The sequence below is a fragment of the Streptomyces boetiae genome (assembly GCF_031845405.1).
GTDB classification, from domain to species: Bacteria; Actinomycetota; Actinomycetes; order Streptomycetales; family Streptomycetaceae; genus Streptomyces; species Streptomyces boetiae.
In genome coordinates this window covers 167235-180441 of the sequence record NZ_JAVREN010000002.1, presented here as the reverse complement: position 1 = coordinate 180441, position 13207 = coordinate 167235, and the positions used below count along the sequence as shown (strand labels likewise).

The window sequence follows — 13207 nt, the reverse complement described above, 5'->3', positions numbered from 1 at the left end:
GGCTTCGCGCGGCGCCGCCCAGGCAGAGGGAAGCCATGACCCCAGCGCGCCGCCCCCCCACGTCAACCTACCGGGTGCAGCTCCAGCCCGACTTCCCCTTCGCAGCGGCGGCCGGGCTCGCCCCGTACGCGGCGGCGCTGGGCGTCACACACCTGCACCTCTCGCCGGTGCTGGAGGCGGTGCCGGGCTCGCTGCACGGCTACGACGTGACCGACCACGGCCGGGTGCGCGCCGAACTGGGCGGCGAGGAGGGCCTGCGGGAGCTGTCCGCGGCGGCGCGCGAGCACGGCCTGGGCCTGGTGCTGGACATCGTGCCCAACCACATGGCCGTGCCCGAGCGCCTGGAGCTCAACGCCCCGCTGTGGGAGGTGCTGCGGGACGGGCCCGGGGCCGCGCGGGCGTGCTACTTCGACATCGACTGGGACGCGGGCGGCGGGCGGGTGCTGCTGCCGGTGCTGGGCGGGCCGCTGGGCGCGGAGCTGGAGCGGTTCACGGTGGACGGGTCCGTGCTGCGCTACGGCACGCGGACGTTCCCGCTGCGGCCGGGCACCGAGGACCTGCCGCTGCCCGAGCTGCTGGACGCCCAGCACTACCGTCCGGCCTGGTGGCGCCTGGGCCGCACGGAGCTGAACTACCGCCGTTTCTTCGCCGTTTCGGAGCTGATCGGGCTGCGCGTGGAGGACCCGGAGGTCTTCGAGGCCACGCACGCGACCGTGCTGCGCCTGCTCGCGGAGGGCGTGGTCGACGGGCTGCGGGTGGACCACCCGGACGGGCTGGCCGACCCCTCGGGTTACGTCCGGAGGCTGGCCGATCGCGCGGACCGGGCGCGGGGCGGGGAGCGGACGTGGATCGCCGTGGAGAAGATCCTGGGGCCGGGCGAGCGGCTCCCGGCCTCCTGGCCGGTGGCGGGCACCACCGGGTACGACGCGCTGCGGCACGTGGACGCGGTGCTCACCGACCCCGAGGGCGCGGCCGGACTCACCGAGCACTACCGGGCGTTCACCGGCGCCCCGCCCGCGCTGGGCGGGGAGTGGACGGCGACGGTGCGGCGCGCTGCGTACCGGATGATCACGCACGAGCTGGCGGCCGAGGGCGAACGCCTGGCGCGGATCGCCGCGCGCGTGTGCGCGGACGTTCCCGAGCTGCGGCTGCGCGACCACGCGCCCTCCGCGCTGCGCACGGCGCTCGTGGAGCTGCTGGTGCGGCTGCCGGTGTACCGGCCGTACGTCACGGCCGACGCGCCGCCCTCGCCGGTGGACGAGGCGCTGCTGGTGACGGCGGCGGACGGGGCGCGGGACGCCTTTCCGGTGCGGGAGGAGGCGGCGGCGGTGGACACGGTGCGGGAGCTGGCGCTGGGCCGCTTCGGGGAGGGCCCGGGGCTGAGCGACTTCCGGGTGCGGTTCGGGCAGGTGTCCTCCGCGCTGCGCGCCAAGGCCATGGAGGACACGGCCTGTTACCGGTACGCGCCGCTGCTGTCGGCGGCCGAGGTGGGCGGGGACCCGGGGCGCCCGGCGCTGCCGCCGGCGGACTTCCACGCGTTCTGCGCGCGGATTCAGCGGGACTGGCCGCTGACGGGGACGGTGCTGGCCACGCACGACACCAAGCGCAGCGGGGACGTGCGCGCGGCGGTCGTGGCGCTGGCCGAACACCCGGTGGGCTGGGCGGAGTCGGTGTCCCGGCTGACGGAGGAGACGGCGGCGGCCGGGGTGCGGGCCCCGGATCCGCACGTGGCGTGGATCGCGTGGCAGACGGCGTTCGCCTTCGACTTCCCCGAGCGGGAGCGGCTGGTGGCGGCGCTGCTGAAGACCGCGCGCGAGACGGCCCTGCACACGACGTGGACCGAGCCGGACGAGGCGTACGAGGCGGCGCTGGAACGCTTCGTGCTGGGCGGGCCGTGCGGCCCCGCGTTCTACCGGCTGGCCGAGTTCGCCCGCGAACTGGGGCCGCAGATCCGGGCGAACGTCCTGGGCTCGGCGCTGCTGCACCTGACGATGCCGGGGGTCCCGGACGTCTACCGGGGCAGCGAGCGGCACTACCTGGCGCTGGTGGACCCGGACAACCGGCGGCTGCCCCGGCTGCCGGTGGCCCAGCTCGCGGCGCTGGACCGGGAGCCGGCCACGGGCTACGACCTGGCCACGGAGAAGCTGCGGCTGACGGCGGCGGCGCTGCGGCTGCGGCGGGAGCGGCCGGCGTGGTTCGGCCCCGAAGGGGCGTACGAGCCGCTGGCGGCGGCGGGCCCGGCGGCGGAGCACTGCCTGGCGTTCGCCCGGGGCGGGGGAGCGGTGACGGTGGTCTCGCGGCTGACCCGGCGGCTGGAGGGGGCGGGCGGCTGGGACGCGACGGAGCTGCCGCTGCCGCCGGGCACGTGGGAGTCGGCGCTGACGGGGCAGGGCTTCGCCGGGCGGGCCCGGCTGGCGGAGCTGCTGGCGGCCTCGCCGGTGGCGTTGCTCGTGCGGGGCTGAGGCCGGGGGGCGAGGCGGGCGCGGGTCCTGGGGCTCAGCGGGGCAGTTCGCGGGCCGCGAGGCGGAAGGACATCGCGCCGAAGCGGACCTGGTCCCCCGGTCCGACGGGCACGGCGTCCGCGACGCGGCGGGCGTTGACCCAGGTGCCGTTCGAGGAGCCGAGGTCGCGCAGCAGCCAGCCGGTGCCCGTGCCGCGCAACTGCGCGTGGTGGCGCGAGACGCTGGGGTGGCTCAGCCGCAGGGCGCTGCCCGGGGCGCGGCCGATGGTCAGGGGCGCGGGGCCCGGCGCGGGGAGCACCAGCTGCGGGAGCCGCCCGGCCTGGAGGGCCAGCCGCAGGCGCCGGGGCAGGGCAACGGCCCGCGTCAGCCCGTCGATCAGGCGGCCAGGCGGGCGCGAGGGCGGGGTGCGGGCGGGCAGGTCGGCCAGCAGCGCGTGCAACTGCTCGGGGAAGCGGGCGGCGAGGACCAGCTCCATCCGGCGCAGGAAGGTGTCGTGCGAGACCCGGCCGTCCACCGCGCTCTCGCGCAGCACCATCAGAGCTGATTCGCGGTCCGCGTCCGATATGCGGGGCGGGTGCGCGCCGGAGTCGACCGAGGCCATGCGCGCATTGTCCGCGAGCCGCCGCGCGCCTGTCCAGCGGCGGAGGGGGCGGGCGGGGAGCCGGCGGGAAATCCGCTGGACGGCCCTGGGGCCCGTGGCTAAGGTCGCGGTCACGCTCACGAGTTGAGGGAGGGAGGCGAGGCACGTGGACAGCAACGCCCAGCACGGCACGGCCCAGCACAGCACCGGCGCCTCGCGCCGCCGCCGTCCCTCCGCGGTCCCCCGGCCGCCGCGTCCCTGACGCACCGGGCGTTCCCCCGAGGGGCGGCCCCGCTTCCGCGGCGCCCACGACGGCTCTCGCAGCCGGCCCACCACCACCCTTCGGGAAAGGACCCCATGACCGGCGATCTGGTCATCCGCGCGCTGCGCCAGGACGAGGCGCGCGCCCTGTTCACCTCGCTCCCCGACCCCGGCCTGCTCGGCCGGGCCCTCCTCGACCCGCCGCGCGACGCCTACCTGACGGTGGCGGAGGGCGGCGAGTACCGCCCCGAGTGGACCTGGGTCGCGCTGCGCGGCCCGCGCGTCGTGGCCCGCGCCGCCTTCTGGGGCGGGCCGGGTGACGCCGAGCCCGTGGCGCTCGACTGGTTCGACTTCACCGAGCCCGCGGCGGGCCGGGAGCTGCTGCGGCGCTCCCCGCTGCGCGCCGAGTACGTGATGATCCTGCCGCCCGCCTGGCGCGAGCGCCCCGCGGTGCGCGCCGCCGCCAGCGCCCGCGCCGAGGCCGCCGCGGACGCCGGCTACCGCCCGCTGGTGGAGCGCTACCAGTACCGCTGGACGCCCGCGGCGGGGTTGCCGGAACGCCCCGGGCGGCTGGAGTTCCGGCCCGAGCCCGACGACGCGGCGATCCTGGACCTGCTGTGCCGGGTGCACGCCTCCACGCTGGACGCGCACGCCCGGCGGGCGGCGGCCGGGGGCGGGGCGCGGCGCGCGGCGGAGGAGGAGCTGGCGTTCTTCCGCTGGTGCCCCTCGCCGCGCGAGTGGTGGCGCGTGGCGCACACGCCCGACGGCCGCCCGGCCGGCCTCGTGATCCCGGCGCGGAACCGGGCCGCGCCGATCGTCGCCTTCGCCGGGGTGCTGCCCGAGGCTCGGGGGCGCGGCTACGGCTACGACCTGCTGGCCGAGTGCACGCACCTGCTGGCCGCGGAGGGGGCGGAGCGGATCGTGGCCTCGACGGACATGGGCAACGTCCCGATGGCGCGGGCGTTCGAGAGGGCGGGCTACCCGGTGGTCGAGCACCGCTTCTGCATGAGCCCGCCCTGACCGGCGGCCCCGGGGCCCGCTCCGTGACCGACCTGCCGAAGTCGTACGCGATCGCCGCCGTCGGCGCGCGGAGGGCGAGGGGGTGGCGGCACCATGGTGACCATGTCCGACGAGGCAGACCAGGTCAACGCGGTCAACGAGGTATTCGAGGTGTGGGCGCCCCGCGCGGAGCGCGTCACGCTCCGGCTGGAGGGCGCGTCCCTGCCCATGCGCCGGGAGGCCGGCGGCTGGTGGCGGGTCCAGGCCCCGGCGGGGCCGGGGGCGCGCTACGGGTTCGCGGTGAACGACGGCCCCGTGCTGCCCGACCCGCGCGGGCGGCGGCTGCCGGACGGGCCCGAGGGGCTGAGCGCGCTCGCCCGGCCCGGGGCGTTCCCCTGGCGGCACCCCTGGCCCGGGCGCGGGCTGCCCGGCGCGGTCCTCTACGAGACGCACGTGGGGACGTTCACCCGCGAGGGCACCTTCGACGCGGCGGCCGGGCGCCTGGGGCACCTCGCGGCCCTGGGCGTCACCCACGTGCAGCTGATGCCGGTCTCCCCCTTCCCCGGGCGGCACGGCTGGGGCTACGACGGGGTGGCGCCCTGGGCGGTGCACGAGCCCTACGGCGGGCCCGAGGGCCTGGCCGGCTTCGTGGACGCGGCGCACGGCCACGGCCTGGGCGTGGTGCTGGACGTGGTCCACAACCACCTGGGGCCCTCGGGGAACCGGCTGCCGGAGTTCGGCCCGTACTTCACCGAGCGCCACCACACCCCCTGGGGCGCGGCGGTCAACCTCGACGGCCACGACTCCGACGAGGTGCGCTCCTACTTCGTCGGAAGCGCCCTGGCGTTCCTGGAGGAGTTCCGGCTGGACGGGCTGCGCCTGGACGCGGTGCACGAGCTGGCCGACGACCGGGCCGAGCACCTGCTGGCCGAGCTGTCGGCGGCGGTGGACGGCCTGGCGGAGCGGCTGGGCCGCCCGCTGTTCCTGATCGCCGAGTCCGACCGCAACGACCCGCGCACCACCGCCCCGCGCGCGCTCAACGGCCTGGGCCTGCACGCCCAGTGGAACGACGACTTCCACCACGCCCTGCACGCGGCGCTGACCGGCGAGTCCCAGGCGTACTACGCGGACTTCGCGCGCGCCCCTCTGGGGGCCGTGGCCCGGACGGTGACCGGCGGCTTCTTCCACGACGGCACGTACTCGGGCTTCCGCGGGCGGCGGCACGGCCGGGCGCTGGACCGGGCGGCGACCCCCGCGCGGCGGCTGGTCGGCTACGCCCAGACGCACGACCAGATCGGCAACCGCGCCCTCGGGGACCGGATGGCCGCCCTGGCCGGGCCGCGGCGGGCGATGCTGGGGGCGGCGCTGGTGCTGTGCGGGCCGTTCACGCCGATGCTCTTCATGGGCGAGGAGTGGGGGGCGAAGACGCCCTGGCAGTACTTCACCGACCACCAGGACCCGGGGCTCGCGGCGGCCGTGCGGGACGGCAGGCGCTGGGAGTTCGGGGCCCACGGGTGGTCGGCCGAGGACGTTCCCGACCCGCAGGACCCCCAGACGCGGGACCGCTCCTGCCTGGAGTGGCCCGACGAGGCGGCCAAGGACTCGGACGAGGCGCGCGTGCTGGACTGGCACCGCCGCCTGATCGCCATCAGGGCCGCGCACCTCCCCGAGGACCTGCGGCTCTCCGAGGTCCGCGCCGACCACGACGAGGCCGCGGGCTGGCTGGTGGTGCACAGCGGCCCGGTGACGGTGGCGGCGAACTTCTCCCGCACCGCCCCGGCGGACGTCCCCCTCGGGGAGGGCCGCTTCTCCCCCCTGGCCGCCACCGACGACGCCCTTCACCCCGCCGACGGCCCCCTGCACCTTTCCCCGGAGACGGCCAGGGTCCTGCTGCGCTCGGACTGGGTCCGGGAGGAGGCGGCCCGGAGCCTGTAGCCCGGGACGCGCCCTAGCCCTCCACCGCCAGGCGCACGCCCAGGGCGATGAGGACGCCGCCGGAGACGCGCTCCAGGCGGCGGCGGGCGCCGGGGCGGGCGAAGAGGGACTTCAGGCGGGCGACGCCCCAGACGTAGGTGGCGTAGTAGCCGACCTCGAAGACGGCCCAGATCGCGGCCAGCGCCAGCATCGCCGGCAGGTGCGGGGCGCCCGCGGGGACGAACTGCGGAAGGAAGGCCATGGCGAAGAGGCCGGCCTTGGGGTTGGCGAGGTTGAGCAGCAGGCCGGAGCGGTAGCTGCGCCAGGCGGGCTCGGGCGCGGGCCCGGCGGACCCGGCCGGCCCGGGCCCCTCGGCGAGAGGCAGGTCGCCGGCGCGGCGGGCCGCGCGCAGCGCCTGGATCCCGAAGCCGACGAGCACGACCGCGCCGACGAGGCGCATCACGTCGTAGGCGGCCTCCGAGGCGTCCAGCAGGGCGGTCAGGCCCAGGGCGGCGAAGACGCCCCACACGAAGACGCCGGTCTCGTTGCCCAGCACCGTGAACATGCCGGAGCGGCGGCTGCGCAGGGAGTTGCGGATGATGAGGACCGAGCTGGGCCCCGGTGACACGGCGACCAGCAGGCAGGCGCCCAGGAAAGCCGGAAGAGTGCTCCACATCCCGCCCATCCTGCTGGGGCCGGGCGGGGCGTGCCACGGCTTTTCCGCGGGGCCGTGGGCGGGGCCCCCGCGCCTCAGCCCTTCCGAGGCCGGGCCCGCACGTGCATGCGTTCGCCCTGGCGCCCGAAGAGGCTGAGCACCTCCACGGGGTGCTCGTCCGCGCTGGCGAACCAGTGCGGCAGCCGCGTGTCGAACTCCGCCGCCTCCCCCGCCCGCAGAACCAGGTCGTGCTCGGCCAGGATCAGCCGCAGCCGCCCCGAGAGCACGTACAGCCACTCGTAGCCCTCGTGCACGCGCGGCTCCGGCGGCTCGGGGCGCGGCGGGATGACCATCTTGAACGCCTGGATCGGCCCGGCCGCCCGCGTGAGGGGCAGCACGGTCATGCCGTGGATCTCCCGGGGCGCGATCCGCACCCGCGGGTCCCCCGCCTCCGGCGCGCCGACCAGCTCGTCCAGCGGCACCTGGTGCGCCTGGGCGATGGGCAGCAGCAGGTCGAGGGCGGGCCTGCGCCGCCCGGACTCCAGCCGGGAGAGCGTGCTCTTGGAGATGCCGGTGGCCTCCGCGAGCCCGGCCAGGGTGACGCCCCGCTCGACGCGCAGCCGCCGCAGGCGGGGGCCGACCTGCCGCAGCACTTCGGGGATGCCGGCCGCGCCGGCGGGCTCCTCTTCCATGCCGGCCATGCCATCACGGCTTCCCGGGAATGGCAACAGGAGTTGCTTGAACGGCCCGGGCCGCCGCAGTCTCGGCCCCGGAGGTGGTCGCGATGAACGCGCAGACGAACGCACAGGCGAACGCTCGGGTGGCCGTACGAGGGGACGAGGAGTCCTACGACGTCCTGGTGGTGGGCGGCGGGGCCGCAGGGCTGAGCGCCGCGCTCAGCCTGGCCCGGGCCCGGCGCCGGGTGGCGGTGGTGGACGACGGCTCCCCGCGCAACGCCCCGGCCGAGGGCGTGCACGGCTTCCTGTCCCGGGACGGCATGCCGCCGCGGCACCTGCTCGCCGCGGGCAGGGCGGAGGTCACCGGGTACGGCGGCGAGCTGATCAACGACCGGGTGACCGCCGTCGAGCCGGGCTTCGCGGCGCGCCTGGCGAGCGGGCGGACCCTGCGCGCCCGGCGCCTGCTGGTGGCCACCGGGCTGCGGGACGAGCTGCCGGAGGTGCCGGGCCTGCGCGAGCGGTTCGGCCGGGACGTCCTGCACTGCCCCTACTGCCACGGCCACGAGGTCGCGGGGCGGGCGCTGGGGGTGCTGGGCACCCAGCCGCTCTCGGCGCACCAGGCGCTGCTGATCTCCCAGTGGTCGCCCGACGTGACCTACTTCCCCGGCGGTCCTGGCGGCTCCGCGCCGACCGAGGAGGAGCGGGCCCGGCTGGCGGCCCGCGGCGTGCGGATCGCGGAGGGCGAGGTCACCGGCCTGGCCCTCGGGGAGGACGGGCGGCTGCGCGGCGTGCGCCTGGCGGGCGACCGGCTGGTGCCGCGCGAGGCGCTGTTCGTGGCGCCGCGCTTCGTGCCGAACGACGCGCTGCTGGTGGCGCTCGGCTGCGAGCGGAACGCCGAGGGCTGGGCCGTCGCCGACCCCTCCGGCCGCACCACCGCCCCGGGCGTCTGGGTGGCCGGGAACACCGCAGACGCCCGCGCCCAGGTCGTCACCGCGGCCTCCCAGGGCGTCGCCGCCGCCGCGGCCCTCAACCAGGACCTCCTGGAGGAGGACGTCACGGCCGCCCTGACGGCCCCGGCCCGATGAGGGGGTGGCGCGCGGCGGCGCCCGCCGCGCGCCACCCGGCGCCGTTACTCCGCCGGGTCCAGGCGGACGGCGATGGAGTTGATGCAGTAGCGCAGGTCCGTGGGGGTGCCGTAGCCCTCGCCCTCGAAGACGTGGCCCAGGTGGGAGCCGCAGGTCGCGCAGCGGACTTCCGTGCGGGGGCGCCCCGGGAGTGAGTGGTCGGGGCGGGTCTCCACGGCCTTCGTGTCGGCCGGGTCGTAGAAGGAGGGCCACCCGCAGTGGGAGTCGAACTTCGTCTCCGAGCGGAACAGCTCGGCCCCGCACGCCCGGCAGTGGTAGACGCCCACGGTCTTGGTGTCGGTGTACTCGCCGGTGAACGCCCGCTCGGTGCCGGCCTGGCGCAGCACCCGGAACTCCTCCTCCGTCAGCTCCCGGCGCCACTCGTCGTCGGACTTGTCGACCTGGTAACCCATGCTGCTGCCTCCTCGGGAACGGCTCGGAACTTCTCGGTGCGTTGCGGACCAGTTGCGGAAAGGGCGCCTCACCCGCCCAGGCGGGCGAGGATCGCCGGGCCGAGGTCGGTGACGTCGCCCGCGCCCATCGTGAGAACGACGTCCCCGGGCCGGGCGATTCCCGCGACCATCCCGGGCACGGCCTCCTTGCCGTGCCCGGCGTGCACCTCGGCGCCCTGTGCGCGGGCGGCGTCGGTGATCAGCTCGCTGGTGACGCCGGGGATCGGGTCCTCGCGGGCCGGGTAGATGTCCAGGACGACGCAGGCGTCGGCCAGGGCCAGGGCCCGGCCCATCTCGGCGCCCAGCTCCCGGGTGCGGCTGTAGAGGTGCGGCTGGAAGACGACCAGCAGCCGCCCGTCCGGCGTTCCGCCCCGGATCGCCTCCAGGTCGGCGGCCATCTCGGTGGGGTGGTGGGCGTAGGAGTCGATGACCCGGACGCCGCCCGCCTCGCCCTTGAGCTGGAGGCGCCGGCGCGCGCCGGTGTACCCGGCCAGGGCCGGCGCCAGGCCCTCGGCCGGGACCCCGGCGGCGATCCCCGCGGCGAGGGCGGCGACGGCGTTGTGCGCGTAGTGCCGCCCGGGCACCGAGACGGTGAACGTCAGCTCCCGCGGCGCCGCGCCGGGGGCCGCGGGACCGTGCGCGACGGTGACCTCGCTGGTCAGCCCCCGGGGCCGGACGGCCAGGACCCGCACGTCCGCCTCGGCCGCCTCCCCGTAGGTGACGACCCGGAGGCCCGAACGCCCGGCCAGGCGCGCGGTCAGCTTCCGCGCGCCCTCCTGGTCGGCGTTGATCACCAGCGTTCCGCCGGGCACGACCCGCTCCACGAAGGTCTCGAAGGAGTCGTAGATCTCGTCCATCGAGGCGTAGTTGGCGTGGTGGTCCAGCTCGACGTTCAGGACGATGGCCACCTCGGGGGCGTACCGGTGGAAGCTGCGGTCGCTTTCGTCGGCCTCCGCCACGAACAGGTCCCCGGAGCCGGCCTCGGCGTTCGAGCCCGGCGCGTCGAGGTCGCCGCCGATGGCGTAGGCGGGCGCGAGGCCCAGGCCGGTGAGGGCGACGGCCAGCATGGAGGTGGTCGTGGTCTTGCCGTGGGTGCCGGCCACCGCGATGGCCCGCTGCCCCTCCATCAGGGCGGCCAGGGCCTCGGAGCGGTGCACGGCGGGCAGGCCGCGCCGGGCGGCCTCGGCGAGCTCGGGGTTGTCCTCGCGGATGGCGCTGGAGACGACGACGCAGGTGGCGTCGGGGGCCAGGTGCCCGGCGTCGTGGCCGACGTGCACGGTGGCGCCCAGGGTGCGAAGCGCGGAGGCGGTCGGGGAGTCCTTGGCGTCGCTTCCGGCGACGCGGGCGCCGCGCTGGGCGAGGATCTTGGCGACGCCCGACATGCCCGCGCCGCCGATGCCGATGAAGTGCGGCCGTTCCAGGGGGGCGGGGACGGCGGTCGGGCGCGCGGGTGTCATGCGTCGTGTCTCCCGGGTCGTGGCTGGGTGCCGGCTAGTGCCGCAGAGTTTTTAGTGTCGCACCCGGCCCCGGCCCGGGTGGTCCGCTCACTCGGCGTGGGCGAACAGCTTGAGCACGGGAACGCCCACCTTGTGCCGGGCGCGCGAGGCCCAGTCCCGGTGGAACAGCTCCTCGACGTAGTGCGGGGCGGTCAGCACCACGACCTCGTCCGCGCCGGTCTGTTCCACCACCGAGGTGAGCAGTTCCAGCGGGTGGTCGTCGACCAGGCGGCCCACGGCCTCGGCGCCGGCCGCGCGCAGCGCGGCCAGGGATCTGTCGAGGGCGCGCTGGGCGGGGGCGTGGGCCTCCGCGCCGGCCGGCCGCTCGCGTTCGCGGACCGCTTCCCCGAACTCGCCGAGGGCCACGTCGTCCACGGCCCGCAGCAGCCGGTCCTGGTCGCCGCGGGGCTGCATCAGCACCACGAAGGACTGGCTCTCCTCGCCGTGCAGGGTGGTGACGAGTTCGACGTCGGTGGGCGCCATGGGCTTTTCGATCATGAGGACCGTGGTGATCATGAGGAGCGCCCTTCGTCGGGCCGGGTCCCGCGCTGCCCCGGCGGCAGAAACCATCCTTCCGCGTGGGCGCACGGGACGTTGCGCTTTTTCAGTCTGCCCACATCAGGATAAGCGGAACGTCTCATTCCGCAGCGTGCGAAGCCTGGGGGGCGCGCTGGTAGCGGCAGAAGAGGAAGCCGGACTCCTCCAGCAGCCCCGCCAGCCGGAACTCCTGGGGCACCTCGGTCTTCGGGCCGCTCATCACCCGGGGCGCGGTGCCCACCGCCACCCGCGGCGAGATGGCCAGGCACAGCTCGTCGAGCACTCCGGCCCCGGTCAGGCCGCCCAGCAGCCGGGGGCCGCCCTCGGTGAGCAGCCGGGTGTGGCCCAGGGCCGCGAGCGCGGGCTTGATCCGGGCGGGGTCCACGTGCGCCTCGGGCCCGGCGAAGACGATCCGGGCCCCGGCGGCCTCGGCCGCGCGCAGGCCGCTGCGCGGGGCCTTCTCGCCGGTGAGGATCAGGGTGGGCTCGGCGGCCTCGGCGAACAGCGGCAGCGAGTAGTCCAGGCGCAGCCCCGCGCTGACCACGGCGATGGGCGGCACCGGCCGCTGCCCGGCGGCCTCCCGCCGCTCCGCGAACTCCTCGCGCCGCCGGGCGGGCCGGTACCCCTCCTCCCGCACCGTCTCGGCGCCGACGATCACCACGTCGGCCAGGGCGCGCAGCACCCCGAAGATCCGCATGTCGGCCGGTCCTGAGAGCGGGCGGGAGCGGCCGCCGTGGTGGGCGGCGCCGTCGGCGGAGGAGACCATGTTGGCGCGCAGCCAGCCGGGGGCCGCGGCGGGGTAGGCGTAGGCGTCGGCCAGTTCGGTCAGGTCCCAGGCGCGGTCCTCCGCGGACCCCTCGGCGGGGGGGAACAGGCGTCGCATGGGGCGCAGTGTGGCACAGGGAGGCGTCCACGGCGCGGCCGGGCGCGCCCCCCGGGCCGCGTACAGTGGAAGACTGTGTCCACGACCAGTGCCCACGATCCCGGCGGCGCCCCGATAGCCGGCGCCCCCACGGCCCTGACCGCCCGCGAGCCCCACGTCCCGGCCGAGCGGCTGGTCGCCGAGCTGGTCCCGCCGCCGCGGTTCGGCGGTGTCCGCTTCGACACCTATATCCCCGACCCCGGGCAGCCGAGCCAGGCCGCGGCCGTGAAGGGCCTGGCCGAGTTCGCCTCCGGCCTCGGGGACGCGGCCGGAGCGGGAAACGCCCGGCGCGGGCTGTGGCCGCGCCGCTCCCGCCGGCCCCAGCCGCCCGAGCCGCGCGGGGTGTACCTGGACGGCGGGTTCGGCGTCGGCAAGACGCACCTGCTGGCCTCGCTGTGGCACGCCGCGCCCGCTCCGGCGGAGCTGAAGGCGTTCGGCACCTTCGTGGAGCTGACGAACCTGGTGGGCGCGCTGGGCTTCCAGCAGACCGTCCGGACGCTGGCGGGCCACCGGCTGCTGTGCATCGACGAGTTCGAGCTGGACGACCCGGGCGACACGGTCCTGGTCTCCTCGCTGCTGGGACGCCTGGTGACCGAGGGCGTGGCGCTGGCCGCCACCTCCAACACGCTGCCCGGGCGGCTGGGCGAGGGCCGCTTCGCCGCCGCGGACTTCCTGCGCGAGATCCAGGGCCTGGCCGCGCACTTCCGCACCCTGCGCGTGGACGGCGAGGACTACCGCCACCGGGGCCTGCCCGAGCCCCCCGCGCCGCGCACCGACGAGGAGGTCACGCGGGCGGCCCGCTCCCGGCCCGGCGCCTCGCTGGACGACTTCACCGCCCTCCTGGACCACCTGGCCCGCATACACCCCAGCCGCTACGGGGCGCTGTGCGACGGGGTCACGGCCGTCTGCCTCACCGGCGTGACCCCGGTCCCCGACCAGACGACGGCGCTGCGCCTGGTGGTGCTGGCCGACCGCCTCTACGACCGCGAGATCCCGGTCGTCGCCTCCGGCGTCCCCTTCGACCGCCTCTTCTCCCCCGAGATGCTGGCGGGCGGCTACCGCAAGAAGTACTTCCGCGCCGTCTCCCGCCTCACGGCCCTCACCCGCGACGCCCTCCCCGGAGCCTGA

General features: G+C 76.7%; 12 protein-coding genes. 5 read left to right on the top strand and 7 right to left on the bottom strand.

The window, feature by feature from the left end; translation table 11 throughout:
* The first annotated feature begins 35 nt into the window (after nt 1-35).
* Nucleotides 36-2462, top strand: coding sequence for a malto-oligosyltrehalose synthase (treY, locus tag RM780_RS01950; RefSeq protein ID WP_311628636.1), 2427 nt, complete (start codon nt 36-38; stop codon nt 2460-2462).
* 34 nt (nt 2463-2496) lie between these two features.
* On the opposite strand, the gene RM780_RS01945 is transcribed toward treY, so the two are convergent.
* Nucleotides 2497-3063, bottom strand: a complete 567-nt coding sequence (locus tag RM780_RS01945; protein WP_311628635.1) for a DUF1707 and FHA domain-containing protein — start codon at nt 3061-3063, stop codon at nt 2497-2499.
* Nucleotides 3064-3399: 336 nt separating this feature from the next.
* On the opposite strand from RM780_RS01945, the gene RM780_RS01940 reads away from it, so the two are divergent.
* Both RM780_RS01940 and treZ read left to right on the top strand, forming a co-directional pair.
* The gene (locus tag RM780_RS01940; protein ID WP_311628634.1) at nt 3400-4323 is read left to right on the top strand and encodes a GNAT family N-acetyltransferase; all 924 of its coding nucleotides are present in this window, start codon (nt 3400-3402) and stop codon (nt 4321-4323) included.
* Nucleotides 4324-4425: 102 nt separating this feature from the next.
* Nucleotides 4426-6237 carry a malto-oligosyltrehalose trehalohydrolase gene (gene treZ / locus RM780_RS01935; RefSeq protein ID WP_311628633.1) on the top strand — a complete coding sequence of 604 codons (1812 nt, stop codon included), beginning with the start codon at nt 4426-4428 and terminating at the stop codon, nt 6235-6237.
* A gap of 13 nt (nt 6238-6250) precedes the next feature.
* Here treZ and RM780_RS01930 read toward each other — a convergent pair whose 3' ends face one another.
* Complete coding sequence (locus tag RM780_RS01930) at nt 6251-6892, bottom strand: LysE family translocator (RefSeq protein WP_311628632.1); 642 nt, start codon at nt 6890-6892, stop codon at nt 6251-6253.
* A 74-nt stretch (nt 6893-6966) separates the two neighbouring features.
* Entirely contained in the window at nt 6967-7563 is a 597-nt protein-coding gene (locus RM780_RS01925) for a helix-turn-helix domain-containing protein (RefSeq protein WP_311628631.1), read from the bottom strand.
* Nucleotides 7564-7655: 92 nt separating this feature from the next.
* On the opposite strand from RM780_RS01925, the gene RM780_RS01920 reads away from it, so the two are divergent.
* Nucleotides 7656-8633 (top strand): NAD(P)/FAD-dependent oxidoreductase, encoded by a 978-nt coding sequence (locus RM780_RS01920; RefSeq protein WP_311628630.1) that lies wholly within the window; start codon nt 7656-7658, stop codon nt 8631-8633.
* A gap of 44 nt (nt 8634-8677) precedes the next feature.
* Here the strand turns inward: RM780_RS01920 and msrB are convergent, their stop codons facing one another.
* The 4 genes from msrB to RM780_RS01900 all read right to left on the bottom strand — a co-directional run bounded on the left by msrB (nt 8678) and on the right by RM780_RS01900 (nt 12040).
* Nucleotides 8678-9085, bottom strand: a complete 408-nt coding sequence (gene msrB, locus RM780_RS01915) for a peptide-methionine (R)-S-oxide reductase MsrB (RefSeq protein ID WP_311628629.1) — start codon at nt 9083-9085, stop codon at nt 8678-8680.
* 68 nt (nt 9086-9153) lie between these two features.
* Complete coding sequence (gene murC / locus RM780_RS01910; protein WP_311628628.1) at nt 9154-10581, bottom strand: UDP-N-acetylmuramate--L-alanine ligase; 1428 nt, start codon at nt 10579-10581, stop codon at nt 9154-9156.
* 87 nt (nt 10582-10668) lie between these two features.
* Nucleotides 10669-11136, bottom strand: coding sequence for an indole-3-glycerol phosphate synthase (locus RM780_RS01905; protein WP_311628627.1), 468 nt, complete (start codon nt 11134-11136; stop codon nt 10669-10671).
* A 121-nt stretch (nt 11137-11257) separates the two neighbouring features.
* On the bottom strand, nt 11258-12040 hold the full coding sequence (locus tag RM780_RS01900) for a pyrimidine reductase family protein (RefSeq protein ID WP_311628626.1): 783 nt from the start codon (nt 12038-12040) through the stop codon (nt 11258-11260).
* Between the two features lie 75 nt (nt 12041-12115).
* Between RM780_RS01900 and zapE the strand changes: the two genes are divergently transcribed.
* Complete coding sequence (gene zapE, locus RM780_RS01895) at nt 12116-13207, top strand: cell division protein ZapE (protein WP_311628625.1); 1092 nt, start codon at nt 12116-12118, stop codon at nt 13205-13207.